The sequence below is a fragment of the Nocardia tengchongensis genome (assembly GCF_054781395.1).
This window is the reverse complement of the sequence record NZ_BAAGUM010000001.1, coordinates 326,760-353,406: the sequence shown is the minus strand read 5'-3', so window position 1 is coordinate 353,406 and position 26,647 is coordinate 326,760. Positions and strand designations below refer to the sequence as shown.

Here is a 26,647-nt window from a genome sequence, read left to right as displayed (position 1 = left end):
GAACGTTATCGGGTGCGGCGGCAGCGCGCCGCGCGGCGCTCGGCGGCGGCCTCGCCGGTGACCGAGCGGAGGCCGAGCCAGAGGCCGATGCCGAACGCGGGTGCCGCCAGCACGGGGACCAACAGGATGGCGGTGGAGCTCATGGTGATGAATCGCGCCGCTGCATTCGCTGTTACGTGACGAAATATGCCGTTGCGCCACACCGACCGGTCTCTCGTTGATATGTTGCGCCAACCCGATGGGTAACGGACATTTGGGTCGGGAGAAGTCGAAGAGGACAAAGTACACATGCTCGACTGGGACGTAGCCAGGAACACCTCCGATGTGCAGATATCGACCCGGCGTACGGAGGAGCGCGGGGCGTCGGCGGGGGAGTGCCTGCCGTCATTGCCCGGGCCGCTGGTGCTGGCGTTGCTGGCGAGCCGGACGTTGCGGGACGCGATCGTTGTCGCGGTCGGTTACGTGGACCACGGGTTCACGATCGGGCAGCTGAAGTTCGAGAACGCGGACGGCGAAGGACGGCTGCAGTTCGAGGATCGGGAGGCGTCCGCGGATGGTCGCGACCTGCTCGCCGAGCGGGTGCTGGCCGGTTTCCAGACGGTCGGGCACGAGTTGTACGGGATCGGGGTGCCGCTGCGTCGCGTCAGCTTCCGGCACTCCGCGCCGGCCGATATCACCCGCCATCGGTCTGTTTTCGGGATCGAGCCGCTGTTCGGCACGACCGTCAACGAACTCGCCTTCGACTCCTCCTACCTCGATGTGCCGCTCCCACATCCCACCGAACAGGCCCGCAGCACCTGCCAGCGCATGTGCCAGGAGCTGCTGGCCCGCCGCTACGTCCGATCCGGCTTCGCGGGTGTCGTGCGGGACCTGCTGGTGCGCGATCCGGGCGTGATCCCCGACCAGTCGGCCGTGGCGTCGGAACTGTTCGTCAGCCCGCGCACCCTGTCCCGGCGACTCAACGAGGAAGGCACTTCGTTCCGCACCCTGCTCGACGAGGTGCGACAGGTCCTGTCCGAGGAACTGCTCGACCGGACCGACATGACCACCGAACAGGTGGCCGCGCGACTGGGCTACGCGGAGGCCGCGTCCTTCATCCGCGCGTTCCGGCGCTGGCAGGGCTGCCCGCCGCAGGAATATCGCGCCCGCGGGCGGACTCCGGAACTGGTCTAGCCCCTCACGCCCGCGCGGTCAGAAAGGTGCCCGCGTGCAGCGTGGTGCCGAAACCCGGTGCGAATTCGCCGTATTCGTAGACGAGGTCGCCGCCGACCACGGTCGCGGCGACCACTCGGTCATTGCGATTGACCATGCGCTGCAAGCCCGCGACCCCGGGGAACGGCGCTTCGGCGTACGCGCTCGAAGCGCCGTCGAAACCTGCCGGGTCGATGACGGCGATATCGGCGCGCCCGCCGACCGTCAGGTGGCCGGCGTCCAGTCCGTACCAGTCGGCCAGTTCGCCCGTGAGCCGGTGGATCGCGGCCTCGATCGGCAGGAACCCCCGCTGGTGCGCGCGTTCCAGCAGCCGGACGCCGAAGTTGTAGAAGGCCATATTGCGCAGGTGCGCACCGGAGTCCGCGAACCCGACCTGCATCATCGGCGAGCGCTGCAGCCGGTCCAGGATCTCTTCACGGTCGTTGGCGATGACGGTGCGCCACCGCAACGCCGGGCCGTGCGCCACCGCCAGGTCCAGCATGGCGTCGGCCGGGTCGATGCCGCGTTCGTCGGCGACCGCGCCGAACGACTTCCCGACCACCTCGGGCTCGGGGCAGGACACGATCACCGCGTCGTAGAGATCGCGGTTCCACACCCGCGGGCCGAACTTCTTGGCCAGATCCTTGCGGAAGGCGCGGCGATAGGACTCGTCGGCGAGCAGCTCGCCGCGCTTCATCACATCGCGGATATTGAGCGCCGCCACCCCGGAACCGAACTCCTCGAACACGACCAGATCCACGCCGTCGGCATACACCTCGAACGGCACCGGCAGGTGCTGCCACCGGAAGCGCGCCCCGCCAACGGTATTCGCGATCCAGGCCGCGGCGGTGGCGGCCCGGGCGACGGTGCGGTCGGCCTTCACGTCCATGCCCGCGATGAGGGTCGTCTTGAGCGGGGTGCGGAAGCGGCCGGCGCTCTGGGCGAAATACCGGGCCAGCTCGATGCGGGTGGTGAGGTTCGGGGTGCTCTGATGCACGCGGCCGCGACGCCGCAGAATCGTGTTGAGGGCCCGATACTCGCGCCACGTCGCGTACGTGGACGGCAGCTGCCGGGTCGGGAACCGGACGCCCTCCAGTTTCGAGAACGAGCTGCGAATCGTGGACAGGCCCAGGAACCCGGCGTCGAGCGCCGTCTCGAGCATGCCGCACATGCGTCGCAGCTCCGCCGGCGTCGGTTCCACCTGTGCGTCCACCGACCGGCCCAGGCCCATCACCGTGACGCGCATGTCCGAATGTCCCAGGAAGGCGGCAACATTCGCGCCGAGCGGGCGATCGGCGATGGCCTTCGCGTAGGAGTGCGGGTCGTCCCAGTCCTTGTGCTCCTTGACCGCCGCGTGCACCGCGTCCCACGGCAGCGCCTCGACGCGGGCGAACAGGTCGGCGCAGTCCTCGGCCTCGGAGTACACCGTCGACAGCGAGCAGTTGCCGAGCACGACCGTGGTGACGCCGTGCCGGACCGATTCACCCAGGCCGGGACTGCCGAGCACCTCGGCGTCGTAGTGGGTGTGCACGTCGAGCATGCCGGGCATGACCCACTTGCCGGTGGCGTCGACGGTTCGCTCCCCGTCAGGCAGCTCACCATTGCCGATGAGTGAGATCTTGCCGTCGGTGACGCCGACATCGGCCCGCACCCCGGGGCCGCCCCGCCCGTCGAACACCGTGCCACCACGAATGACCAGATCACACCGTGCCATCGCAATTCACCGCCGTCGATCAGCCCGCCGTGCGGCGGGTGTTGTACACGCTATAAATCAGTATCCGCCTCCTCACGGGACACCGTTGCGAGAACGCGACCGTGGGCACGGTCGCGCACCGCGGATTGCCTCGAGACGGGCCGAATGTATTGGCCCGCCATCAATTCGACGCTCAGGTCGGTTCGGGGCAGAACAGCTGGCACGACGCCGGTGGATTCGGCGCCGGCGTCACCGGGTCGTCGAATTGGGCATGGTCGATCAAAACTATGAGTGCGATTCCGATACTCAGTACTGCGGCGAGTGTGATGGTGAACCACGCCCAATTGAGTTTCGGAAAGGTGATGATTTGGGTGCCGTCCGCGGCCACGGTGAATATCACCGCCGCCGTCGCCGGCGATCTAGACATCTGATGGAGAACTGTGTAACGCCACCAGTTTCCGGTCATGGCAGAACACGACCCTTCACTGACCTCTTGTGTGGTTGCGCCGAGAGTGTGGCAACCATCAGGCTACACCCGAAATGCCATGATAGCCATCAGCTATATGCGGAGCAACCCTTGTCCGGAATGAGTAGTTCTGCGGTGTTCCCCGCCCCGCGCGTCGGCAAGGATGAAACATGTTGCCGCACGGTCGATACGGGGAGAATCATGAACACCGACGCACCACGTCCGCGCGGGTTGGGCAAGCGCGCCTGGCTCACCACCCAGCTGGTTCGACGCGTCCTGCGCACCCTGGCCTGGTCCCGTCTGGTCGACGTGACCGTGCTCGGCCGGGACCGCGTTCCGAAAACCGGTCCCATTATCATTGCGAGCAATCACATTTCCCTGCTCGACGCAGTTTTCCTGTGGGGAGCGCTGCGTCGCCGCGCGGTCGCCATTGCGATGGCCGAGCTGTGGACCTGGCCCGTGGTCGGCCGGCTCGTGCGCCTGCTGGGGCATATCCCCGTGATCCGCCGCGACGCCGAGTCCGGACGCTCCGCGCTGACTCGGGCCGCGCAGGTTCTCGGGTACGGCGGCGTCCTGATCATCTACCCCGAAGGACGATTGGTCCCGGCGGGCGGCTACGAACCCTACAAGCCAGGTGTGGCTAACCTAGCCATGGCAACCGGTGTCCGAATTGTCCCTGTTTGCACCACCGGTACCGATGGAGTGCTGCCGATGCGAGGTCCTGGAGGTGCGGCCCGGAAATTCAACCGCAATCATCCGGTTACCATCCACTTCGGAATGCCCATCAATCCTGCCGAATTCGATGACGCGGAGAAACTTCTGGACCATCTCCGTCACGAAATCGAATCGCTGCGAGCCGAACCGAACGGCGGCTAGCGCGAGTCAGGACGCGTCGGGCAGCACCGCGTCGGCTTCGATTTCGACCAGCAGCGCGGGGTCGATCAGCGCGCGCACCTCCACCATTGTCGCCGCCGGGCGGATGTCGGCGAAGACTTCACCGTGCGCCTTGCCGACCTCCTCCCAGCGGGAGATGTCGGTGACGAAAATACGAGTGCGGACGACATGCTCGGGCCGGGCGCCGACTTCGGCCAGGGCGGCCACAATTCGGCGCAACGCCTCACGGGTCTGCGCGGCGATATCGTCGCCGCCCACCGCGCCGCCCCCGGGCGCGACCGCCGTGGTGCCCGCGACCGAAATCCACTGCCCGACGCGCACCGCGCGCGAATAGCCGACGACCGATTCCCACTGGGCGCCGGAGGAGACCACCTGTCGCTGCGTCATGGTCCCCATTGTGCACAGATGATCTCCGGAAGCTGTTGCCGCCGTAGCTTGCCGGCCGTGGTGCGCGGCAGTTCGGGGACGAAGACGATCTCGCGGGGCGCCTTGTACCCGGCCAGGGTCGCCTTGATGTGCCGTTGCAGGGTCCGGGCGTCGACGTGCACACCGGGTTCGAGCACGACGGCCGCGACGAGGCGCTGCCCGAACTCGTCGTCGGGCACCCCGACCGCTCCGGCGTCGGCGACGGCGGGATGCGCGAGCAGCGCTTCCTCGACCTCCTGAGGGAAGACGTTCTCGCCGCCGGAGACGATCATGTCGTCGGAGCGGCCGTCCACGAACAACCGGCCCTCGGCGTCGAGATGGCCGAGATCGCCGGAGTCCATGTGCTTTCCGACCATCTCCTTGGTCCTGCCATCGCTGTAGCCGTGGAACATGCTCGGGTTCTTGTTCACGATCCGGCCGGTGACACCGGGCGGCAGCTCCCGGCCGTCGCCATCGACGATGCGAATGTCCACGATGCCGGTCAACGGCCGGCCTACGGTGCCGGGCGCGGCCCGCAGATCCGCTGGGGTGGCGAAGGTTCCGGCGCCGGTCTCGGTGGAGGCGTAGCCGTTGAACAGCACCTCACCGAACTCGTCCAGGAACGCGGTGGCCAGCCACGGCGGCAGGGGAGCGGCCCCGCACACCATCATGCGCAGACTCGACAGGTCATGGCCGCCGCGGATATCCGGCGGAAGCGCCATCACCCGCCCGAGCATGGTCGGCACCACGCAGGCGATCTGCGCGCGATGGCGTTCGATGTCGGCGAGCAGCGTTGCGGCATCGAATCTCTCGTGCACGACGACCGTCGAGCCGAGCAGGAAGGCCGCCGCGGACGCCAGGAAGCCGTAGGTGTGATGCAGCGGCGGCGCGATCACCATGGGCCGGCCCAGCCGTGGGATCGGCGCGACCCGGGCGAGATCGCGGATGGCCGGAAGCATCCGCGGGTTCAACCCGGACAACGTGGCGCCGACGCTGCGGCCGCCGAAAGTGCGTGGCGCGCCTTTCGGAACCCCGGTGGTGCCGCCGGTGAGCAGAATCAGCGCGCCCCCGGACGCGGGCTCGCGCACCGGCGGTCCGCCCGCCGCAACCAGTTCCGCCACGGTCGGCAGCCCGCCCGCCGCACCCCGCACCACGACCCGTGTGCCGCTGAATCCGGACTTCTCGATCTCCGCATGGAATTCGCCGTCGTAGCACAGCAATTCGACGCGCTCGCGGTCCAGCACCTCACCGATCTGCGGCCCGGCGAAACCGTAGTTCAACGGCACCAGGTCCGCGGACAGCCGCGCCGCCGCGTACGCCGCCAGCACGAATCCCCGGTGATTACGGCACAACACGCCGACCCGCTGCCCACGCCGCACGTCCCAGCGCGCCCGCAATGCCGCCGCCAGCCGCCGCACCTGCCGATCCAGCTCGGCGGCGGTGATCGGGCCATCGTCGTCGATCATGGCGGGCCGGTCCGGGAACCGCGCCGCGAAGGCCGACAGTGCTGTCGCCAGGCCGACGCCATCACGTAATGCCCAGGCCAACTGGGGAATCCGGGTCGGCGGCAGCAGCGCCGCCGCACCGCTGGCGGGAATCCATCCGGCCACCGTGACCGCGTCGTCGATCAGATTGGCCGTCCGTTCCACCCGGCCGAGCGGACCGGCCCAGTCGACGGGCCGGTTGTTCCAGTTCCCGGCCTGCGCGTACAGCGTCAGCAGGCGTTGCGCCGCCGGGGAGCTGTCGAGCGCGTAGGACAGCGGCGCGCTCACCCGCTCCCACCACGGCCGAATCGCCAAGGGGCGGTCCACGATCGCCCGGCACACCAGGCCGGCCGCCTCCTCGGTCGACATGCTCGGGGTGTACCGGTAGATCCGGTAGGGACCCAGCATCTCCGAGCGCACCAACTGCAGGTGGATCGTGGTGACGTCGATGCCGTCGGCCCGCAATTCCGGTGCGGCGCCGCGCATCCAGGAATTGAACGCCGACTTCGACGCGATGTAGGCGGTCCAGCCCACACCCGGACCGTGCACACCGGCGGTGCTGACATTGACGATGTGACCGCGATGCCGGGCCCGCATCGACGGCAGCAGACTCATGACCAGCCGTGCGGGACCGAGGTAGTTGATGCGCGCGGTGTCGTCGATATTGTCCCAGCGGTCCACCGAATCCGAGAGCCAGCGGCGAATGGACTTGCCCGCGTTGTTGACGAAGACATCCACGTGCCCGTGCTCGGCGAGCACCCGGTCGATCAGCGCGGCGCAGGCGTCGGTGTCGGACAGGTCCGCCGGATAGGCGTGCACGCTCCCCGGGAATTCCGCTGTCTCGGAGCACAGTTGCTCCAGCAGCGCGGCCCGGCGGGCCACCGCGAGCACGGTCGCCCCCTGCGCGGCCAAGCGTTTCGCGGTGGCCCGCCCGACACCCGACGACGCCCCGGTCACCAGGATCACGGCGCCCCTGACAGCCGGTCCGAGACGGCGGTCGCTGATTCCGTATCCGGCCGCGCCGAGCGCGATCCGGACCGATTTCGGCAGTTCGATCATGAGCGCGAGATCCTTGCGAGCGGAGCGGTCAGGCGGTTCGACGGTCGAAGTCGTAGTCGGTGAACGGGAACCGGTGATGGGCCCGTCGCGCCGAGAAGAATCCCGTCGGCCGGATGTAGGTCGAGTCCCCCTGGGAATTGCGGTAATAGGTCGGGACGTGCGCGTTGAGTTCGGTCAGGTAGTAGCGCATGGCCGCGCCGTTGCGGTAGATGCGACGGTGATAGGCGTCGTGCGCGTCCTGCCGGACGGCCACCCGGGTCGCCGACCGCCGCCGCGCTTCCGAGATGGCGCGCACCGCATGGTCGGCGGTCATCTCCACGAAGGCGTGCCAGCCGCTGCCGGTCCACGAATACGGGCCGACCAGCGTCCAGCGATTGGGCAGGCCCGGCAGCGACACGCTCTCGTAGGCCTGCAAGCCGTGTTCGGTGTAGTACTCGCCCAGATCCAGGCCGTCGCATCCGACCACCAGACCGGGCGTGTAGGTCTCCGGGTCGGAGAAGACGTGATAGCCGGTGGCCAGCACGACCATGTCGAATTCGCGCTCGACCCCGTCGGTGGTGCGCAGGCCGTGCTCGGTGAACCGTTCGATGGGGGTGGTCACCAGGTCGACATTGTCGCGGTTGAAGGCCAGCAGATAGCCCGTGTTCAGGGTCGGGCGTTTGGCGATCGGGCCGTAGTCCGGGGCCAGGCCCGCGCGAATCCCGGGATCGCGCACCAGGAGTCGCAGCAGTCCGCGGTAGCCGCGAATGGCGGTGGCGTCGATCGCGCGCAGGGTCGGCCGGACCACGGGCATCGGCGCATTGGACATGGTCCGCACCACGGCGTCGACCGCCACCAGCGCCGCACCGTGCACGCCGGCCTGCACGCCGGGGACCCCCAGCGCCCAGCGGACGGCGCGCGGAATCCTGGGATTCGGCTTGGGCAGGCACCAGACCGGGGTGCGCTGGAAGACCGCCAGGCTGCTCACCTTGCCGGCGATCGCCGGGGTGATCTGCACCGAGCTCGCGCCCGTGCCGATGATCGCGACCCGCTTGCCGGTCAGGTCGTAGTCGTCGTCCCAGTCCGAGGGGCGTTGAATCCTGCCGCCGTACCGGTCCAGTCCCGCGATTCCGGGATCCAGCTTGGGGCTGATGAACGCCCCGACCGCGCTGATGACGAACCGCGCGGTCAGCACGCCGCCGTCGGCGAGCCGCAGCGCCCAGCGGTGCCGGTCCTCGTCCCACTCCTCGGCGGCCACGGCGGTGCCGAACCGCAGGTGCGGGTACAGCCCGAACCGCCGGGCCACCGCCACGTGATACCGGCGCACCTCCGCCCCGGAGGCGAACAGCCTGCTCCAGTTCGGGTTTCGCGCGAACGAATACTGGTAGGCCAGCGACGGGATGTCGACTTCCAGCCCGGGATAATGGTTTTCGTGCCAGCTGCCGCCGACCTCGTCGGCCCGCTCCAGGATCACGAAGTCCTCGACCCCGGCCCGCTTCAGCTTGATCCCCGCGGCAATGCCGCCGGGACCCGCGCCGATCACCACGACCTCGTGGTCGGGAACCGGATGCCGCTCTGCGCCCATCACTCCAGGGTAGGTCTGTCTGGGACAGTGATCAAGGGGTGGGTGCGCAGCGATCCATCACCGCGCTCAATTCCGGTGACCAGCGCAGGATCTCCGCGCGCATCGGACCCGTGGTGCCCAGCTGCGCGACCAGCCCGAGCAGGGTGATCAGGGCCCGCTGGAACGGCATCAGGTACGCGGGCGTCCCCAGCTGCCGGTAGGCGTTGTCGAGCTTGGGGCTCAAGACTTCCCGCGTGCGCCCGCGCAACCACGCGGTGTCCATCCGGAACGTCTCGTGCCGCAGCGGCTCGGTGAAGGGCAGCAGCTTCTCGGCCAGGCCCGCGCTGTCCAGACCCCGCTGCGCATCGGTGAAGCCGTGCCGCTGGGCGGCGGCGTCCAGCTCCGCGGGGCCGCCGTGGATGAGGGCCTCGGCCAGATCGTGCACGAGCGCGGGGAACTGTGCCGGCGGCCAGGGCGGGCACGCCCCGAAATCCACCACCCCCAACCGGCCGTCGGGCAGAGCACGGAAATTGCCCGGATGCGGATCGCCGTACAGCAGGCCCGAACGCGGCGCCGATGACCAGAAGAACCGGACCGCCAGCATGCCCAGCCGATCCCGCTCGGCTCGCGAACCCTGGGTGATCAACCGAGACAGCGGAATCCCGTCCAGCCATTCGGAGACGATCACGTCACCACGCTGGGCCACCACCCGCGGCACCACGAAATCCGGATCGTCGGCATAGACCTGCGCGAAGGACCGCTGATTACGAGCCTCGGCCTCGAAATCCATTTCGGCGCGCAGGCATTCGGCCAGCTCGTCGACCACCGCGTGACCGTCGACGTGCGGGGCGAACACCGGCGTCAGCCAGGCCAGGCCGCGCAACTGCCGCAGGTCGCTGTCCACCGCGGCCCGCGCGCCCGGATACATCACCTTCACCGCCACCGCCCGGCCGTCGTGCCAGACCGCCCGATGCACCTGACCGATGGTGGCCGAGGCGCTTCGGCGATCGTCGAACTCACGGAAGCTCGACCGCCAGTCCGGCCCGAACGACGCCTCCAGCACCGTGTGCACCGTGCGCGGCAGCATCGGCGGCGCGGCATCCTGTAGGCGGCCCAGCGCGATCCGGTACGGCTCGGCCAGTTCCGGCGGCAGCGCCAGCTCGTAGACGCCCAGGACCTGCCCCAATTTGGCGGCGCAGCCCTTCAATTCGCCCAGCACGTCGGCCATGTGCTCGGCGGTGCGCAGCTGGATCTCGCGATCGATGTCGCTCGTGGGCCGCCCCAGCGCCCGCTTCCCGGCCCCCGCGACCTGCCGTCCCGCGAACGACAGCGGCACCGCCGCCAGCTTCGCGGTGCGAACCGCCTTGCGGGTGGGCGGATTTCCGCCGATGTCCGCCTCCGCCCGAAGGCCGCCCTCCACCAGCCGGACACCGCTGCGCCGAGACTTCATCGATCAACCAACTCCTGGTGTGCGTTTCGGTCGAACGCTCCAGGGAGTCTGCCACGAAGTGAAACTACGCGGTATGAAATTCGGCGCGGTCAGGCTTGCCGCGCGGTGACCACGGCCAAGTCGATGAGACGATGGGCGCGGGCGACCTCCGCGGGGGTGAAGGGCTCCCCGGTGCGCAGGAACGTCATGGCCCCGAGATCCCCGGACGCGGCGGTCTCGAGCAGCGTGCCACCGGGGACACGGCCGGGATCGGGATCCGGAAGATATTGCGCGCCCAGTAGTTCGGCGATGGCCAGGGGCAGCTCGCCGGGGTCGGCGGCCACCCGCCCGGCCAGGCCCAGCGCCCGGGTCTGGCCGTCGACCAGGGTCAGCGCCGAGGCCGGCCAGATGCCGATCGCCACCCCGCCCGCCCGGGCGACGGCGTGGGTGAGGCGCTGCGGCAACACTTCCGCGGGCGTCGAGACCACCAGCTCGTCGAGCACGCCGTTCTCCAGGTGGTGGACGTGCATGGCGAGAATGTTGGCGCGGCGGTCGGCCAGGTGCTTGGCCAGCAGCTCCAATCGGCCGGGCTTGTCGTCCAGGCGCACCCGGATGCGCCACAGTCGCTCGGCGCTGTCGAGGCGGTGCCGGTGCCGCAGTTCCGGGGCGTGCAGCCAGCGGCTCAGGTAGCGCATGGCCCCCGGTTCGACCACCCAGATCACCAGGATGGTCGCGGTCACGGCGAGGATCGACACCGTTGCCAGATAGGGCAGTTCGAAGTGGATGACCAGGGCGTGCAGTGCCAGCTCGACCGGGAAGACCGCTGCCAGCTTGGCCAGGGCCATGCGGGTGCGTTTGGGATGGGGCAGACGACCACAGACCTCGCATGCCAGCGCATGTATCTCGGTTTGCCTCATGTTCACCACAGTGCGGTGCCGAGGTTTCCGCACTGTGGTGCGGTGTAAAGACGGGATGACAACTCGCGAGAAACCCATTGTGGCAGCTCGAAATTGGGTGAATCGAGCCACAGGCGCGTCATCGCTGTGCCGCAGGGCACAGTGTTTGCTCCCGGATATGACCGCCGGGCCTACTTCGGTGGCAGCGTCTTGGCGAAATCGACCCCGCGGCGCACCCACTCGTCGAGCGTGTCGTCGTCGGTGACCGTCGCGGCCGTGACGCGCAGCCATCCGGTCATCTTCCGGCCGCCCATCTCCATCGGCTCGACCGCGCCCGCCCGCAGCAGCGCCGCGGTGGCGTCCGGATCGGCGCGCACCAGCAGCCCGCCCTGGCCGCTGGCCGCGACGGCCATATTGCCGCCCACCAGAAACGCCAGGCCACCGAACATCTTCTTCTCGACCACGTGCGCCACCTCGGGCCCCAGCGAGTCCCGGATGCGGTCGGCCAGCTCCTCGTCGTATGCCATATCGACAGTGTGACCCCACCCACCGACAGCGACCGTGATTTCCCCGACCGGTCGGGCGCCGGAGAGACCGCTCGGCAGGTGTGGAGTGGCGTCGATGAGGTATCCCGCCAGGGTGAAAACCCCGCCTACGGTCGGTGTCGAAGAGGAGTTCCTCCTCGTGGATCCGCGTACCGGCGCGCCGGTCGGCAAGAATGCCGACGTCGCCCGGACCGCCGCGGATCTCGGCCTGGACCTGCAATTGGAGATCATGCGGTGCCAGGTCGAGACCAGCACCCGCGTGCACACCGACACCGCCGAACTGCTCCAGGAACTGCGGGAGCTGCGCCGCGGCGCCGCGGCTTGCGCGGAGAAGAACGACGCATTGCTGCTGGCCGTGGCCGTGCCGCCCACGCTCCCCGACGAGCTCGCCATCACCAGCACGCCGCGCTATCACCGGATCGCCGCGAGCTTCGGCCGCCTCGCCCAGGAACAAGGTCTGTGCGGCTGCCACGTGCACGTGGCCGTCCCGGACCGGGCCGCGGCCCTGCGGGTGAGCAACTTCCTGCGACCCTGGCTGCCACTGCTGCTGGCACTGACCGCCAACTCCTCCATCCACCGCGGCGTCGAAACCGGTTATGCCAGTTGGCGTCACATCCTGTGGCGGCGCTGGCCGAGCGCCGGGCCGCCGCCCTACTTCGCCTCGGTGGGCGAGTACGAGACTGCCGTGGAGTCCATGCTGGCGCTGGGCGTGATCCTGGATCGCAAGATGGTCTATTGGGATGTGCGGCCCTCCAGCACTTTTCCGACGGTGGAGGTTCGGGTGAGCGACGTGCCCGCCACGGTGGAGGAGTCCGCGCTGCTGGCCTGCCTGGTGCGCGGGTGTGCGATGACGGCCCGCACCACCGACCCGGTGCCCCGGATCGCGGAGGACACGCTGCGCGCCGCCTATTGGCGGTCCGCGCACGGGGGTCTGGACGGGGCCGCCATCGATCCGGTCGACGGGCACGCCGTGCTGGTGCGGGAGCTGCTGGATCGGCTCGTCGAGCTGATCCGGCCCGCGCTGGAGCAGCTGGGCGATCTCGGCTTCGTCACCGAGGGGCTGGACGCGCTGCTGGAGCGGGGCAACGGAGCCCGCCGTCAACTCAACGCTTTTCGCGCCCGTGGCGATCTGTCGGACGTGGTGAGCGAACTCGCGGAGGCGACGCTGTTCAGCTGCCGCTAGACCGCCGGCGCGATCCGGCTATTTCAGGGTGAGGCACAGCGCGAAGGTCGTGAACTCCGGGCCGTTGCCGTAGCTGGTCTTGTGCGTGAGGACCACATCGGCGTTGGGGAACGTGCTGTCGCACTCGGCTTCGGCGTTCGCGCCCATCGGCTTGCCCAGCACGGTCGCCTGGGCCTGCGGATCCGAGCACGGCACCACCTCGATCTTGGGGTGCTGGTCGGTCGCGAGGTCACCGGCGGTGTCGCGCACGCAATCTCCGACGACCGCCGCCGTGGCGCCGCGGGCCGCGGGAGTCGTGGGCGCCGGCGGGGCGGTGGGCATGGTGTAGGTCGTGGACGGCGCGCCCAGATAGTGATCGCTGCTGCGATCGGCCGAGCTGGAGCCCGAACTCTTGGCACTGTTGCCGAAGACGAAGGCCACCAACAGGATCGGCACCAGCGCGCCCAGGATGTGCGGTCGCAGGAACAGCGGCGTGCCCGGATCCATCGGCGGTGACGGCGCACCCGGAATCGGCGGCGGCAACTGTGCCAGCCGCGTGCGGTTCACCAGGTTCAGCAGCAGCGTGCCCGGATTCGCGAACACGAACGAGAAAGGGCCCCACCAGCCTTGGACCAGGCTGTCGCCGGTCATCTTGCGGAACGAGGCCAGACCGCAGGTGCGGCAGTAGGGTCCGGGCAGCTTCCGGAACTGCATCATCAAGATCATGCCGCGATGGGCGCGGAAGTCCATGTCGATGGCCGGGGTGGCCCCGCAGAAGCGGCAGTAGACGCCGTTGGCGTCGCCGAAACGCGCTGGATCGGGCGTGGTCACGCTGTAAATCCCCCTGGGTGGAGCTGGAAACCGCCGTATTGAAACACATCGTGTTCGCAATCGCGGAGTCCAGCCCGAACGCCCGTCCAGTATCTGGGATGGGAATTACGGTAGCGGCTTGTCGTCGACGATCATGTCGTAGTTGACCTTGGAGCCCTCGACATTCGTGGTCTTGGCGGTGAAACCCCAACGGGTGCCGTCCACCTCGGTCACCACGCAGCGGATGGACGCGCCGGTGGCTCCGCGCAACAGTCCGTTGCAGGTGGAGGACTGCGGGGACGAGCCGAACTTCTGCTTATAGGTGTCGGCGATGGTGCTCGCGACGTCGTCGGGGGCCACGTAGGCGTCGGCGAAGGTCAGGTCGTAGTAGACGTCGCTGCCGTCCACCTTGGTGACCTTGGTGTCGATCACCCAGTTCTGCCCGTCGGCCGCCGTGGCCGTACAGGTCTGGGTGGCGTCCACCTTGGCGGCCAGACTGCCCTCGCAGGACACGGATTTCGCGTCCTCGTGGGATTTGTCCTTGTAGAAGCTGCCGGCCTTGGCCTGCACATCACTCTTGCTCACCGAGCCGGAACCGGTGGATACGGAGCAGCCCACGGCGAGCAGCGGCGTGAACGTCAAAACCAGAGCGGCTGTCAGTTTTCTCATGGACAACTTTAGGCGCGGATTCGCCGGGAAAATCTCGAGAACGAAAACTGGTCTGGCGCATTTGGGGGTGGATTAGGGGCTTCGGCAGTGATCCGGTCGGTTTTGGCAGGGCGACCGACCGGACCACGCCGAGCATCAGCCGATGCGGGCGCGCCACTCCTCCAGCTGCGGGAGTTCCGCGCCGATGGTGGTGGATTCGCCGTGGCCGGTGTGCACCAGGGTCTCCGGCGGCAGCGTGAGCAGCCGGTCGGCGATCGACTCGACAATCGTGCCGAAATCCGAGAACGACCGGCCCGTGGCCCCCGGACCGCCGTGGAACAGCGTGTCGCCGGTGAAGACCGCGCCCAGATCGGGGGAGTAGAAGCAGACCGAGCCCGGCGCGTGGCCCGGCGTGTGCAGCACGTACAGCTCGGTGCCGCCGACCGCGATGATCTGCTTGTCCGACAGCTCCCCGTCCGGGGCGATGTCCGGGTGGGTCTGCTGCCACAGCACCAGGTCCTCGGGGTGCATGAGGATCGGAGCGCCGGTGGCCCTGGACAATTCGGGCGCGACGCGGACGTGGTCGTCGTGCGCGTGGGTGACCAGGATGGCCTTCACCTCGCGGGTGCCGATCACATCGAGAATGGCCTCGACATTGTGCGGGGCGTCGATGACGACGCACTCCAGATCGTCGCCCACCACCCAGACATTGTTGTCCACGTCGAAGGTCTCGCCGTCGAGGCTGAAGGTGCCGACGGTGACGGTGTGGTCGATGTGCGCCATCAGAACACCACCACCGATCGCAGCACGTCACCGTGGTGCATCTTGGTGAACGCCGCCTCGACCTCGTCGAGCGCGATGGTCTCCGAGACGAACCCGTCCAGATCCAGCCGGCCCTGCTTGTAGAGCTCGATCAGGTACGGGAAGTCGCGTGAGGGCAGGCAGTCGCCGTACCACGAGGACTTCAACGAGCCACCGCGCGAGAAGAAGTCGATGAGCGGCATCTCCAGGGTCATGTCCGGGGTCGGCACCCCGACCAGCACCACGGTGCCCGCCAGATCGCGCGCGTAGAAGGCCTGCTTCCAGGTCTCGGGGCGGCCCACGGCATCGATCACCACGTCCGCGCCGAAGCCGTCGGTGAGTTCCTGAACCCGTTCCACCGCATCCTCTTTGGCGGCGTTGACGGTGTGGGTGGCGCCGAAACCGGTGGCCCACTCCAGCTTCCGCTCGTCGAGGTCGACCGCGACGATGGTGGTCGCGCCCGCCAGCTTCGCGCCCGCGATGGCGGCATTGCCGACACCGCCGCAGCCGATCACCGCGACCGAGTCACCGCGGCTCACGCCACCGGTATTGATGGCCGCGCCCAGACCCGCCATCACGCCGCAGCCCAGCAGGCCCGCCGCGGCCGGGGAGACACTCGGGTCCACCTTGGTGCACTGCCCGGCGTGCACCAGGGTCTTCTCGGCGAACGCGCCGATACCCAGGGCCGGGGTGAGCGGCGTGCCGTCGGTCAGCGTCATCGGCTGCGCGGCATTGAAAGTATCGAAACAGTACTGGGGCTTGCCCTTCCGGCAGGCGCGGCACGAACCGCAGACCGCGCGCCAGTTCAGGATGACGAAATCGCCCGGCTCCACATCGGTGACGCCCTCGCCCACCGATTCCACGATGCCGGCGGCCTCGTGCCCGAGTAGGAAGGGGAATTCGTCGTTGATGCCGCCTTCGCGGTAGTGCAGGTCGGTGTGGCAGACGCCGCAGGCCTGGACCCGCACCACGGCTTCGCCGGGCCCCGGGTCCGGGATCACGATCTCGGTGACTTCCACGGGAGCGTTCTTGGAGCGTGCGACAACGCCGCGCACAATTTGGGACAACGAAATTCCTTCCTGGCTAAACGCAATGCCTCCGACTATTGCATCCGGTTCGGCCCACGTCATCTATTACCCCGGGTCACGCACAATGAATCCCCTTGCGTCCGATCACAAGAGCGCCCCCTGCGCGGCCTCGGCGATGGTGGCCGCGACCAGCGTCAGGGCGGGTGAATCCAGCCGCCACTGTTGCCAGTACAGGGGGACGTCCACGAAAACCTTGTCGTCCAGCGGAACCAGGTCGTCTTCGGGACGAATCATCAGGTCGGGAATCATGCCCCAGCCCAATCCGGCCTGCACCGCGTCGTTGAACGCGGCCGAGGACGGGATGTAGTGCCGCGGCGGATCCACCGGTTTGCGAGTGTAGTGGCGCACCAGCCGGAATTGCAGATCGTCCTTGCGATCGAAGAGCACCACGGGCGCGTGTGCGAACGATTTCGCATTCGCGCCGTCGGGGAACCAGGTGCGGGCGAAGCCGGGTTGGGCCATCGGGCGATAGCGCATCGCGCCGAGCCGGCGCACCGTGCAGCCCTGGACCGGGGCGGCGGTGGAGGTGATGGCCGCCATCACGGTGCCGTCGCGCAGCAGGCGCGTGGTGTGCTCCTCGTCCTCGCGGTGGATCTCGAAGCAGAGCCCGGCGCCGGGCCGCTCGGCCGCGGTGGCGCGGCCCAGCGCGGCGACCACCCAGGTGTGCAGCGAATCGGCGTTCACGGCGATCGGAATCACCACCGGGCGGTCGGCGGGCTGATGCGCCTCCCCGAGTTCGCGGGCGGTGTCGCCGGTGAGCAACTGGATCTGCCGGGCCAGGCGCAGCACGGCCAGCCCGGAATCGGTGGGTTGCACCGGTTTGGTGCGTTGCACCAGGATGCGGCCTGCCGCGTCCTCGAGGGCCTTGATGCGCTGACTGATTGCCGAGGGCGTGACGTTCAGTTTGCGGGCGGCGGCGTCGAAGGTGCCCTCGCCGATCACGGCGTCGAGGGCGCGCAGTTGGTCGAGCTGGAGTTCCACGGTAAGTGATTCTAATGGTGCCTCAGAATCTTTAGCTGGCCTGGTGCTGGACGGTTGCCCTAATTTCGTCAGGGTGAACGCATCATCGGCGGCCCTGGCGGCCATTTCAGGACTCGGCTTCGGACTCTCGATCATCATGGCGATCGGCGCGCAGAACGCCTTCGTACTACGCCAGGGGATCCGCGGCGAACACGTCCTGCCGGTGGTCGCGGTGTGCATCGGGTCCGACGTCATCCTGATGACGCTCGGCGTCGCCGGGTTCGGCGCGATCGTGGACTCCGCCCCGATGGTCATGACCGTCGCGAAATACGCGGGCGCGGCGTTCCTGCTGGGCTACGCGGCGCTGGCCGCCAAGCGCGCCTGGTCGGCCTCGGCGCTGTCCGCGGGCGGCGGCGCGCCCCTCGCGCTCGGCGCGGCCGTCGCCACCTGCCTGGCCGTCACCTGGCTCAACCCGCACGCCTACCTGGACACGGTGGTGCTGCTGGGATCCTTCGCGAACACCTACGCCACCCCCGACCGCTGGTTCCTGACCGCGGGAGCCATTGCCGGCAGCCTGATCTGGTTCCTGTCACTCGGATTCGGCGCGCGGCTGCTGGCCCCTGTCTTCGCGAAGCCGCAGGCGTGGCGGGTGCTGGATTCGCTGATCGCCCTGGTGATGACGGGTCTTGCCGTCGGTTTGCTGGTGAGCTGAAACCGCGGTCAGTACACCTGTTTCCACACGCCGATCGGGCTGCTGGAGCTGTCGGCGGGCAGGCAGTAGACGGCCCGGCCGCTCGAGGACTGGGCGATCGAGTCCTTCTTCAGATTGCAGACCTGGCCCGGCTCGTGCATCCCGGCGGTCACCGTGCCGGGGCTGTCCCACATGTAACTCGGCGCCGAGCTCGTGCCGGGACGACGCGCGCAGACCAGCGGGGCGCCGCTGCTGCTGTAGCCGAAGCTGCCCGCTTCGCCGGCATTACACGGCGATCCTTGCGCGGGGCGTGTGATGGGCAGCCAGTGCGGGCTCGCGCCGCCGATGGCGTCGCAGGTCAGAACGGTGCCGTCGGCCGTCGCGGCGGTCATGCCCACCTGATCGCAGGGCAGCTGGGAACCGACCACCGAGCTGGTCGTGGTGGTCGTCGTAGTCGTCGTGGTGGTTGTCGTCGTGCTGGACGTGGTCGTCGTCGTGCTGGGGTCGGTCGTGGTGGTGGCCCGGTTCGGCGCGGTCGTCACGTCGGCCTCCTGGGCCGCGGTGGTCGGCGTGGGCCGCACCGAGGTGGTGATCAGGACCCGCGTCGGGCCGGGACCTTTGGCGGCGTTGGGGGCCGCGTCCCAGCCGCTGTGCCCGGAGGCGAGCAGGCCCACGATGGCCAGCAACGACACCGCGATGGTCGCGGTCAGCCCGATGATCGCGTAGCGCGTGGCCTTGGTGCCGCCGAGCAGGCCGGCCAATCCGCCGGGCTTGCTCGCGGGCGGCCCGTCGGGGCCGTCCTGGATCGCCTCGAACACCATCGTTTCCTGCGTCCACAGCCGGTCGTGTGGATCATAGCCCGGTGGTATCGAATTGCCGTTCATCCCAGTAACTCTCGCTCGGTGGTCCCGCTGTTCCTCACCGGGCAAAGAAAGAAGGTATACGGCGATCCGGTTGCGCGGTAGCCGGAGTTTCGGCGGCAGAGGTCGGTCAGCGGCGAATGTCGGCCAGACGAACAGGTCTGCCCTGATGCCGGGACAGTTCGCAGGCCTCGGCGATATAGAAGGCCTCGAGCGCGTCCGCGGGCGGGCACGGATTGGCGATCTGCCCGCCGATCACGCCCAGGAAGGTGGCCAGTTCCTCGACGTAGGCGGCGTGGAAGCGATCCATGAAGCCCGGATAGGCGGGCAGCGCCGAGGGCGGGTACCCGGGTTCGACCGAATGCAGCGGGGCTCGCTCGTCGAGCCCGACGATGGCGTTCCCGGCCGAGCCCAGCACTTCCATCCGCACGTCGTAGCCCGCGCCGTTGTAGCGGCTCAGGGAGACCGTCGCCAGGCAGTCGTCGTCCAGGCGCAGTACCACCGCGGCGGTGTCGACATCGCCGGAGTCGGCGAAGCAGCGCTCGCCGCGATTGGCGCCGGTGGCGTACACCTCCACCACCTCGCGGCCGGTGACCCAGCGGACGATGTCGAAATCGTGGACGCCGCAGTCCCGGAACAGGCCGCCCGAGCGCGGAATGTAGTCGGCGGGCGGCGGCGCGGGGTCGAGCGTGGTGGCGCGCACGGTGTGGATCCAGCCCAGCTCGCCGGCCGCGATGGCCGCGCGCGCCGCGCGGTACCCGGCGTCGAAGCGGCGCTGGAAACCGATCTGCACCGGCACCTTCGAGCGCTCGACGTGTTCGACGACGGTCAGCGTGCCCAGAATGTCGGCGGCGATCGGCTTCTCGCAGAAGACCGGGATGCCGCGGTCGACCGCGGCGGTGATGAGGGCCGGATGCGAGTCGGTGGCCGTGGTGACGACCAGGCCGTCGATCCCGGCGGCGAAGAGCGCCTCGATATCGGGCGCGAACTCCACCTCGAGCTTGTCTGCGGTGGCGCGGGCGCGTTCGGAGTCGGTGTCGGTGACGATGACCCGGTCCACGCCCGGCAGGGTCGCGAGGGTCTCGGCATGGGAGGTTCCGATGCGGCCGGTGCCGGCGAGGCCCACAGTGATGGGGGACATGGCGGTGGCTCCTGTCAGTCTCGGGGTGCGGCGGTGGTGGAACGGACCACCAGTGACGGTTCCAGTCGCCGGCGCACCGGATCGGTCCGGTCCTCGCGCAGGCGTTCGGTGAGGGCTGCCACGGCCAGGCGGCCGATGCTGGTGCGCGGCTGGTCGATGGTAGTGAGCGCGACGTGCCGCAGCGCCGCGAGCGAGGTGTTGTCGTAGCCGACGACCGAGACGTCCTCGGGCACCCGCAGACCCGCTTCTTCGAGCGCGGCCATCGCGCCCACGGCGTTGAAATCGTTGCCGCACACCAGTGCGGTGGGAAAAGTGCTGGGGGAGAAGATGTTCAACAGCCTGCGGACCGCGCCCGCGCCCGCCTCGTCGGTGTGTTCGCTGGGGATCACCATGGGTTCGAGGCGGTAGCGGGCCATGGCGGCGGTGTAGCCCTTGCGGCGCGGCGGCGCCGCGAAGGCCGCGCCGCCGTCGAGGTGCACGATGCGCCGATGGCCCAGTGCGACAAGGTGATCCACGGCCAGGGCGGCGCCGAGTTCGCCGTCGTCGTTGACGGTGTCGACGGTGGCGCTGGTGGAGGTGCGCGAGACCAGCACGACCGGGCATTGCGCTGCCGCGTCGCGGATCGCGGCGGCGGGCAGCACCGGGGACAGCAGGATGATCCCGCCGGGGCGGAAAGCGAGCAGGCTCTCCAAGGCCGCGCGTTCCCGGGGACCGCTGCGCCGGCCGGTGTTCAGGATCAGTTCGAACCCGGACTCCTGCGCCGCCTCGTCCATTCCTTCGATCACGTCCGCGAAGAAGGGATTGCGCAGGTCGGACACCATGACCCCGATGATGTTCGAGGTGCGGCTGGCCAGTGACCGCGCCATGGCGTGCGGGTGGTAGCCGAGGTCGGCCGCCGCCGCCAGCACCGCGCGGCGGCGGTGCTCACTGACCTTGGGGGAGTTGCGCATGACCAGCGAGACCAGCGCCCGGGAGACGCCGGCGCGGGCGGCGACATCCTCCATGGTCGGTCTGGTCATGTGTCGCACGCTACATCGTGGCCGGGGAGTGAGGCAATGGAGCGCTCTAATCGGACTTTTCCGGCGTGGATTCGGTCTGTCATTCCCCCTGCAAGACACCATTTTCGGTGTGTACGGGCAACTTTGGGGCGCATGTCGGGACCTTGACACCCGAGTGAGCCAGGTTACATTGTTGGAGCGCTCCAATATCGACGGCAAGCGCCTCACACGATGGCCAACGACGGGTCTGGAAGTGCCGATGACCGAACCGCTCCATCCATTGTCTCCATTGCGAATCGCCGCCGCGCCGATCTCCTGGGGGGTCTGCGAGGTCCCCGGCTGGGGTCACGTCCTGGACCCGGACATCGTCCTGGCCGAGATGGCGAGCCTCGGCCTCACCGCAACCGAGTTCGGGCCGCCGGGATACCTGCCCGCCGACCCCGACGAACTCCGGAAGACCCTGCGCGCCTACGGTATCGCGCCGATAGGTGGCTTCCTGGCGCTCGCGCTGCACCGGGAACCGAGCTGGGCCCTGACCGCCGCGCGGACCGCCGCCGCGCAGTTCGCGGCCGCCGGCGCCGAGGTCCTGGTGCTGGCCGCCGCCACCGGCCACGACGGCTACGACACCCGCACGCCGCTCGATGGGCGGCAGTGGCGCACGCTGCTCGACACCGCGGCCGCCGTCGGTGACATCGCCGCCGAACACGGCCTGCGCCTTGCCGTCCATCCGCATGTGGGCACCCACGTCGAGACCGCCGCCGAGGTGGAACGCTTCCTCGCCGACTCCGATCTGGACCTGTGCCTGGACACCGGGCACCTGCTCATCGGGGGCGCCGACCCGGTCGAGCTGGCCCGCCGCCACCCCGATCGCCTCGGGCACATCCATCTCAAGGACGTCCGGGCGGCGCTGGCCGCCGAAGTGCGCAGCGGCGCAGTCGAATACAGCGAGGCGGTGCGGCAGGGACTCTATGTTCCGCTGGGTGCGGGCGACGTCGAGGTCGCCGCCCTGGTCCGCGCGGCGCATGCCGGCGGCTACCGCGGCTGGTACGTGATCGAGCAGGACACCGCGCTGGGCCCGGACGAGACCGCCGCGGCGGCAACCGCGGCCGCGCGACACAGTCTGCGACACCTGGCCGAGATCGCCGCCGGTCTCGCCTCGGCTCGGATTTAGTGGGGAGGTGACGACGATGTCCGCATTCCCCCGTGCGCGCCGCCTCCGTCGGCTGCGCCTGGCGCCTTGGCTGGCCGCCGCGGCCGTGCTCGCCGCCTGCAGCGGCCCCGGCGCCGATGTCAACGGAACCACCGCGGCCCCGGTCGCGGTCGGGGCCGTGAAATCGGTGGCCGTGGTGACCCACGGGTCGCCCGGCGATGCCTTCTGGAACGTGGTGAAGAACGGCGCCGAGGCCGCCGGGAAGGATCTCGGCATCCGGGTCGAATACAACTCGGCGGGCGATCCGACCCAGCAGGCCAAGCTGATCGACAATGCCGTCGCCCAGGGCGTGGACGGGCTGGTGGTGTCCATGGCCAATCCGGACGCGTTGCGGCCGTCGGTGGAGAAGGCGGTGGCCGCGGGCATTCCGGTGGTGACGATCAACTCCGGGGAGGCGGAGAGCGCCCGGTTCGGGGCGATAGGTCATGTCGGGCAGAGCGAGCGGCTGGCCGGCGAGGCCGCCGGGAAGCGGCTGGCCGACGCCGGGAAACACAAGATGCTGTGCGTGATTCACGAGGCGGGCAATGTCGGGGCCAATGAACGCTGCGCCGGCGCCATCCAGGGTTTCGGCGCGGCCACCACGCTGCAGGTCGACATCAACAATCCGACCGATGTGCAGTCGCGGATCAAGGGCGCGCTCGAGGCCGATCGTTCCATCGACGCGGTGCTGACCCTGAACTCGCAGATCGCCGCCCGGGCGGTGGACGCGGTGAAGGAGTCCTCGGCCAAGACCACCGTCGCCACCTTCGACCTGAATTCCGATGTGGTGCGGGCGATCCAGGCCGGGACGCTGCTGTTCGCGGTGGATCAGCAGCAGTACGAGCAGGGCTATCTGCCGGTGGTCATGCTGAAGCTCTACAAGTCGAACCTCAATGCCGTGGGCGGCGGCCATCCGGTGCAGACCGGACCGGCGTTCGTGGACAAGACCACCGTCGATGCCGTCGCCGCCCTGGTCGGCCAGGGCACACGGTGACCGGGCCGGGAGACGCCGAAATGACTACTACGACAGAGGCATCCGAGACGTCGTCCGGGACCGCCGCACCACCGCCGGACCGCCTGGCCATCCTGAACCGCCTCGTCGCCCGGCCCGAGGTCGGCGCGCTGCTGGGCGCGGTGGCGGTGTTCGTGTTCTTCACCGTCATCACCACCAAATTCCTGAACCCCCTGGGCATTTCGACCTGGCTGGACGACGCGTCCACGCTCGGCATCATGGCGGTCGCGGTGGCCCTGCTCATGATCGGCGGGGAGTTCGACCTGTCCACCGGCGTGATGACCGCCTCCACCGCGCTGATCACCGGCCTGCTCGCGGTGCACGCGGGCTGGAACGTGTGGTTCGCGTTGGCGGTGTCGCTGGCCTTCGCGCTCGCCGTCGGCGCGCTCAACGGCTGGGTGGTGATGCGCACCGGGCTGCCGAGCTTCATCGTCACGCTGGGCACGTTCCTGGCCTTGCAGGGCCTGAATCTCGGTGTGACCCGGTGGGCCACCGGCACCGTGCAGGTGTCGGGGATGCGGTCCGCGGACGGATATCAGTCCGCCGGTTGGGTTTTCGCCTCCACCACCAAGATCGGCGACGCGAGCATCCAGGCATCGGTGGTGTGGTGGATCGCGGTCACCGCGGTCGCGGCGATCGTGCTGGCGCGCACCAGGTTCGGCAACTGGATCTTCGCGGTCGGCGGGTCGCTGCCCACCGCCCGCGCGGTCGGCGTGCCCGCCACCCGCACCAAGATCCTGCTGTTCATGACGACCGCGTTCGCGGGGTGGATCGTCGGCGCGTGCAATCTGCTGCGGTTCGCCAGCGTGCAGGCGAATCAGGGTGTGGGGCTGGAGTTCCAGTACATCATCGCCGCCGTGATCGGAGGTTGCCTGCTCACCGGCGGCTTCGGCTCGGTGGTGGGTGCGGCGCTCGGGGCGCTGATCTTCGGGATGGCGCGGCAGGGCATCGTGCTGGCGGGCTGGAACAGTGACTGGTTCATGCTTTTCCTCGGCCTGCTGTTGTTCTCGGCCGTGCTGGTCAACAACGCGTTCAAGAAGCGAGCCGAAAGGGTCCGGCGATGACCGAGCAGCAGAGCGCGCCGCCGCTCATCGAAACCGTCGGCATCGGTAAGAGTTACGGCGGTGTGGTGGCGTTGCGCGACGTGTCGACGGTGGTCGACGCCGGTCAGGTCACCTGCGTGCTGGGTGACAACGGCGCGGGCAAGTCCACGCTGATCAAGATCCTGTCGGGCGTGCACCAGCACGACAGCGGGCAGCTGCGCATCGAGGGCCGTGAACTCCGGTTGTCCTCGCCGCGTGCGGCTTTGGACCTCGGCATCGCCACCGTGTATCAGGATCTCGCGGTGGTGCCGCTGATGAGCGTGTGGCGCAACTTCGTGCTGGGATCCGAGCCGGTCAAACGGTTCGGGCCGCTGGAACTGCTGGACCGCAGGCAGGCCCAGGACATCGCGCGAAAGGGGCTCGCGGACATGGGGATCGACATCCCCGACCTGGAGCAGCCGGTGGGGACGCTGTCCGGCGGTCAGCGCCAGTGCGTGGCCATCGCCCGCGCGGTGCACTACGGGGCCAAGGTCCTCATTCTCGACGAGCCGACCGCGGCGCTGGGCGTCAAGCAGGCCGGTGTGGTGCTGCGCTACGTGGTGCAGGCCCGCGATCGGGGGCTCGGCGTCGTGCTGATCACCCACAATCCGCACCACGCCTACCCGGTCGGGGACCGGTTCCTGCTGCTCAAGCGCGGGTCGGCGCTGGGCAGTTACGAGAAGTCGGAGATCGACCTCACCGAGCTGACCCGGTTGATGGCCGGCGGCGCGGAACTCGAAGCGTTGCAACACGAATTGGAGCGGGTGGTGCCGTGACCGAGTTGGATGTGCTGACGATCGGGCGGGTCGGAGTCGACCTGTATCCCGAGCAGAGCGGGGTGCCGCTCGCGCAGGTTCGGAGCTTCGCCAAGTTCCTCGGCGGGACCGCCACCAATGTCGCGGTGGCGGCGTCGCGGCTGGGGCGCCGCACCGCGGTGCTCACCAAGGTCGGGCCCGACGGGTTCGGCGACTTCGTGCGCGACGCGCTGGAAGGGTTCGGGGTCTCGGCCCGGTATGTCGGGACGTCGCCCGATCTGCAGACGCCGGTGGTGTTCTGCGAGCTGAATCCGCCCGCGGACCCGCCACTGCTGTTCTATCGCGCGCCCATCGCACCCGACCTCACGCTCACCGCCGACGAGATCCCTTGGGACGTCGTGGATTCCGTGCCGCTGCTGTGGGTGACCGGGACCGGTGTCAGCGCCGAACCCGGCCGCACCACCCAACGCGCCGTCCTGGAACGCCGGGCACGGCATGGGCACACCGTGCTGGATCTGGACTACCGGCCGATGTTCTGGCCCGACGTGGAGACCGCGCGCGCCGAGATCGGCTGGATGGTCGATCACGTGAACGTGGTGGTGGGCAATCGAACCGAGGTGCAGGTGGCGGTCGGCACCGCCGATCCCGACGAGGCCGCCGACCGGCTGCTGGCGCGCGGGGTCCGGACGGCCGTGGTGAAACGCGGCGCCGAGGGCGTGCTCATCGCCACCGAAGCCGAACGCTGGACGGTGCCGCCGTGCCCGGTGCGGGTCCGGTGCGGGCTGGGCGCGGGCGACGGCTTCGGGGGCGCGCTGATCCACGGCCTGCTGTCCGGCTGGGACCCGCACCGGGTGGCCGCCTACGCCAATGCCGCCGGCGCGCTGGTGGCCTCGCGGCTGGCCTGCGCCGACGCCATGCCGACCGCCGCCGAGATCGAGGAGATGCTGTGCACCTGACCGACGCGCGGTGGTACGACCTGCTCCGCACCCGCGCCACCGATCCCGAGGCCGTCCGGCACGCCTACGCCGACCGGCGGCGGCGCCGGAGCCTGCTGTCGGACACCGGCACCCTGTTCCTCGTCGCCGCCGACCACCCCGCGCGCGGAGCCCTGGGCGTCGGCGCCGACCGCACCGCCATGGCCGACCGCCGCACCCTGCTGGAACGCCTGCTCATCGCGCTGGCCGACCCCGCTGTGGACGGCGTGCTCGGGTCACCCGACATCGTGGAGGAACTCCTGCTCCTCGACGCGGTCCACGACAAGATCGTCATCGGCTCCATGAACCGCGGCGGATTGGCCGGGGCCGACTGGGAGATCGACGACCGCTTCACCGGCTACGACGCCGAAGCACTGGTCAAATACCGCCTCGACGGCGGGAAAATGCTGCTGCGCCTGGTGGATTCGGATCCCGGCACCATCCCGACCCTGGAAGCCTGCGCCCGCGCGGTGTCCGAGCTGGCCGAACACGGGTTGATGGCCATGGTGGAACCACTGCCCTACGCCCGCGACCACAGCGGGGCGCTGACCATGCACAAGGACTCCGCCTCACTGCAACGCGCCATCACCGTGGCATCGGGGCTCGGCGTCACCTCGGCGTACACCTGGCTGAAAATCCCCGCGCCCGACGATGTTTCGGTACTCGACGCCACCACGCTGCCCGTGCTGGTGCTGGGCGGCGAGCCCTCGGGCGACCCCGAGGCCGACCTATCGTCCTGGGGTGCGGCGCTGCGCCACGATGTCGCGCGCGGCCTGGTCGTCGGCCGCAGCCTGCTCTACCCGCCCGACGGCGACGTCGCGGGCGCGGTACGGGCCGCGGCGCGCGTGCTGGAGGTGGCGCGATGAGCGGC

Annotated in this window: 27 protein-coding genes; 11 read left to right on the top strand and 16 right to left on the bottom strand. The window is 69.2% G+C overall.

What is annotated here, in order from left to right; genetic code table 11:
- Positions 1–5 precede the first annotated feature (5 nt).
- Complete coding sequence (locus tag ACYVKL_RS01695) at positions 6–143, bottom strand: hypothetical protein (protein ID WP_213554875.1); 138 nt, start codon at positions 141–143, stop codon at positions 6–8.
- A 145-nt stretch (positions 144–288) separates the two neighbouring features.
- Between ACYVKL_RS01695 and ACYVKL_RS01690 the strand changes: the two genes are divergently transcribed.
- Positions 289–1,173 (top strand): helix-turn-helix domain-containing protein, encoded by an 885-nt coding sequence (locus ACYVKL_RS01690; RefSeq protein ID WP_379170449.1) that lies wholly within the window; start codon positions 289–291, stop codon positions 1,171–1,173.
- A 4-nt stretch (positions 1,174–1,177) separates the two neighbouring features.
- On the opposite strand, the gene ACYVKL_RS01685 is transcribed toward ACYVKL_RS01690, so the two are convergent.
- Positions 1,178–2,905, bottom strand: a complete 1,728-nt coding sequence (locus tag ACYVKL_RS01685; RefSeq protein ID WP_379170447.1) for an N-acyl-D-amino-acid deacylase family protein — start codon at positions 2,903–2,905, stop codon at positions 1,178–1,180.
- 101 nt (positions 2,906–3,006) lie between these two features.
- On the opposite strand from ACYVKL_RS01685, the gene ACYVKL_RS01680 reads away from it, so the two are divergent.
- Both ACYVKL_RS01680 and ACYVKL_RS01675 read left to right on the top strand, forming a co-directional pair.
- On the top strand, positions 3,007–3,315 hold the full coding sequence (locus tag ACYVKL_RS01680) for a hypothetical protein (protein ID WP_379170445.1): 309 nt from the start codon (positions 3,007–3,009) through the stop codon (positions 3,313–3,315).
- 236 nt (positions 3,316–3,551) lie between these two features.
- Positions 3,552–4,226 carry a lysophospholipid acyltransferase family protein gene (locus ACYVKL_RS01675; protein WP_379170443.1) on the top strand — a complete coding sequence of 225 codons (675 nt, stop codon included), beginning with the start codon at positions 3,552–3,554 and terminating at the stop codon, positions 4,224–4,226.
- 6 nt (positions 4,227–4,232) lie between these two features.
- Here ACYVKL_RS01675 and ACYVKL_RS01670 read toward each other — a convergent pair whose 3' ends face one another.
- The 6 genes from ACYVKL_RS01670 to ACYVKL_RS01645 form a co-directional block, all read right to left on the bottom strand.
- Positions 4,233–4,640, bottom strand: coding sequence for a RidA family protein (locus ACYVKL_RS01670; protein WP_379170441.1), 408 nt, complete (start codon positions 4,638–4,640; stop codon positions 4,233–4,235).
- On the bottom strand, positions 4,628–7,192 hold the full coding sequence (locus ACYVKL_RS01665) for an SDR family NAD(P)-dependent oxidoreductase (protein WP_379170439.1): 2,565 nt from the start codon (positions 7,190–7,192) through the stop codon (positions 4,628–4,630). Before ACYVKL_RS01665 ends, ACYVKL_RS01670 begins: the two co-directional genes overlap by 13 nt.
- Before the next feature lie 28 nt (positions 7,193–7,220).
- Positions 7,221–8,756 carry a flavin-containing monooxygenase gene (locus ACYVKL_RS01660; protein WP_379170437.1) on the bottom strand — a complete coding sequence of 512 codons (1,536 nt, stop codon included), beginning with the start codon at positions 8,754–8,756 and terminating at the stop codon, positions 7,221–7,223.
- A 31-nt stretch (positions 8,757–8,787) separates the two neighbouring features.
- The gene (locus tag ACYVKL_RS01655) at positions 8,788–10,185 is read right to left on the bottom strand and encodes an ABC1 kinase family protein (RefSeq protein ID WP_379170435.1); all 1,398 of its coding nucleotides are present in this window, start codon (positions 10,183–10,185) and stop codon (positions 8,788–8,790) included.
- 89 nt (positions 10,186–10,274) lie between these two features.
- Positions 10,275–11,081 (bottom strand): amino acid-binding protein, encoded by an 807-nt coding sequence (locus ACYVKL_RS01650; RefSeq protein ID WP_379170433.1) that lies wholly within the window; start codon positions 11,079–11,081, stop codon positions 10,275–10,277.
- Between the two features lie 170 nt (positions 11,082–11,251).
- Positions 11,252–11,587, bottom strand: a complete 336-nt coding sequence (locus ACYVKL_RS01645) for a TfoX/Sxy family protein (RefSeq protein ID WP_379170431.1) — start codon at positions 11,585–11,587, stop codon at positions 11,252–11,254.
- A gap of 94 nt (positions 11,588–11,681) precedes the next feature.
- Here ACYVKL_RS01645 and ACYVKL_RS01640 point away from each other — a divergent pair, with 94 nt between their 5' ends.
- Positions 11,682–12,788 (top strand): carboxylate-amine ligase, encoded by a 1,107-nt coding sequence (locus ACYVKL_RS01640; RefSeq protein ID WP_379170429.1) that lies wholly within the window; start codon positions 11,682–11,684, stop codon positions 12,786–12,788.
- Positions 12,789–12,806: 18 nt separating this feature from the next.
- On the opposite strand, the gene ACYVKL_RS01635 is transcribed toward ACYVKL_RS01640, so the two are convergent.
- The 5 genes from ACYVKL_RS01635 to ACYVKL_RS01615 form a co-directional block, all read right to left on the bottom strand.
- Complete coding sequence (locus ACYVKL_RS01635; RefSeq protein ID WP_379170427.1) at positions 12,807–13,598, bottom strand: LppU/SCO3897 family protein; 792 nt, start codon at positions 13,596–13,598, stop codon at positions 12,807–12,809.
- A gap of 105 nt (positions 13,599–13,703) precedes the next feature.
- Entirely contained in the window at positions 13,704–14,246 is a 543-nt protein-coding gene (locus ACYVKL_RS01630) for a DUF4333 domain-containing protein (protein ID WP_213554887.1), read from the bottom strand.
- Between the two features lie 135 nt (positions 14,247–14,381).
- Complete coding sequence (locus ACYVKL_RS01625) at positions 14,382–15,008, bottom strand: MBL fold metallo-hydrolase (RefSeq protein WP_379170424.1); 627 nt, start codon at positions 15,006–15,008, stop codon at positions 14,382–14,384.
- Positions 15,008–16,093 (bottom strand): S-(hydroxymethyl)mycothiol dehydrogenase, encoded by a 1,086-nt coding sequence (locus ACYVKL_RS01620; protein ID WP_213554889.1) that lies wholly within the window; start codon positions 16,091–16,093, stop codon positions 15,008–15,010. The genes ACYVKL_RS01625 and ACYVKL_RS01620 overlap by 1 nt, the downstream gene beginning before the upstream one ends.
- A gap of 105 nt (positions 16,094–16,198) precedes the next feature.
- Entirely contained in the window at positions 16,199–17,095 is an 897-nt protein-coding gene (locus ACYVKL_RS01615; RefSeq protein WP_213554890.1) for a LysR family transcriptional regulator ArgP, read from the bottom strand.
- 136 nt (positions 17,096–17,231) lie between these two features.
- Here ACYVKL_RS01615 and ACYVKL_RS01610 point away from each other — a divergent pair, with 136 nt between their 5' ends.
- Entirely contained in the window at positions 17,232–17,786 is a 555-nt protein-coding gene (locus ACYVKL_RS01610) for a LysE/ArgO family amino acid transporter (RefSeq protein ID WP_357201815.1), read from the top strand.
- Between the two features lie 8 nt (positions 17,787–17,794).
- Here the strand turns inward: ACYVKL_RS01610 and ACYVKL_RS01605 are convergent, their stop codons facing one another.
- The 3 genes from ACYVKL_RS01605 to ACYVKL_RS01595 form a co-directional block, all read right to left on the bottom strand.
- Positions 17,795–18,649, bottom strand: a complete 855-nt coding sequence (locus ACYVKL_RS01605) for a hypothetical protein (protein WP_379170422.1) — start codon at positions 18,647–18,649, stop codon at positions 17,795–17,797.
- 106 nt (positions 18,650–18,755) lie between these two features.
- Positions 18,756–19,766 carry a Gfo/Idh/MocA family protein gene (locus ACYVKL_RS01600; RefSeq protein WP_379170420.1) on the bottom strand — a complete coding sequence of 337 codons (1,011 nt, stop codon included), beginning with the start codon at positions 19,764–19,766 and terminating at the stop codon, positions 18,756–18,758.
- Between the two features lie 14 nt (positions 19,767–19,780).
- The gene (locus ACYVKL_RS01595) at positions 19,781–20,785 is read right to left on the bottom strand and encodes a LacI family DNA-binding transcriptional regulator (RefSeq protein WP_379170418.1); all 1,005 of its coding nucleotides are present in this window, start codon (positions 20,783–20,785) and stop codon (positions 19,781–19,783) included.
- A gap of 238 nt (positions 20,786–21,023) precedes the next feature.
- On the opposite strand from ACYVKL_RS01595, the gene ACYVKL_RS01590 reads away from it, so the two are divergent.
- Genes ACYVKL_RS01590 through ACYVKL_RS01565 form a run of 6 tightly spaced genes read left to right on the top strand, consistent with a single transcriptional unit; the run spans position 21,024 to position 26,642 of the window.
- Positions 21,024–21,935 (top strand): TIM barrel protein, encoded by a 912-nt coding sequence (locus ACYVKL_RS01590; protein ID WP_379170416.1) that lies wholly within the window; start codon positions 21,024–21,026, stop codon positions 21,933–21,935.
- A 16-nt stretch (positions 21,936–21,951) separates the two neighbouring features.
- Positions 21,952–22,947, top strand: a complete 996-nt coding sequence (locus tag ACYVKL_RS01585; RefSeq protein ID WP_379170414.1) for a sugar ABC transporter substrate-binding protein — start codon at positions 21,952–21,954, stop codon at positions 22,945–22,947.
- A gap of 20 nt (positions 22,948–22,967) precedes the next feature.
- The gene (locus ACYVKL_RS01580; protein WP_379170412.1) at positions 22,968–24,029 is read left to right on the top strand and encodes an ABC transporter permease; all 1,062 of its coding nucleotides are present in this window, start codon (positions 22,968–22,970) and stop codon (positions 24,027–24,029) included.
- A complete protein-coding gene (locus tag ACYVKL_RS01575; RefSeq protein WP_379170410.1) occupies positions 24,026–24,823 on the top strand; it encodes an ATP-binding cassette domain-containing protein in 798 nt (265 codons plus the stop codon). Before ACYVKL_RS01580 ends, ACYVKL_RS01575 begins: the two co-directional genes overlap by 4 nt.
- Complete coding sequence (gene iolC, locus ACYVKL_RS01570) at positions 24,820–25,758, top strand: 5-dehydro-2-deoxygluconokinase (protein ID WP_379170408.1); 939 nt, start codon at positions 24,820–24,822, stop codon at positions 25,756–25,758. The genes ACYVKL_RS01575 and iolC overlap by 4 nt, the downstream gene beginning before the upstream one ends.
- Positions 25,749–26,642, top strand: a complete 894-nt coding sequence (locus ACYVKL_RS01565; RefSeq protein ID WP_379170406.1) for a Cgl0159 family (beta/alpha)8-fold protein — start codon at positions 25,749–25,751, stop codon at positions 26,640–26,642. The genes iolC and ACYVKL_RS01565 overlap by 10 nt, the downstream gene beginning before the upstream one ends.
- The last annotated feature ends 5 nt before the right edge of the window (positions 26,643–26,647 follow it).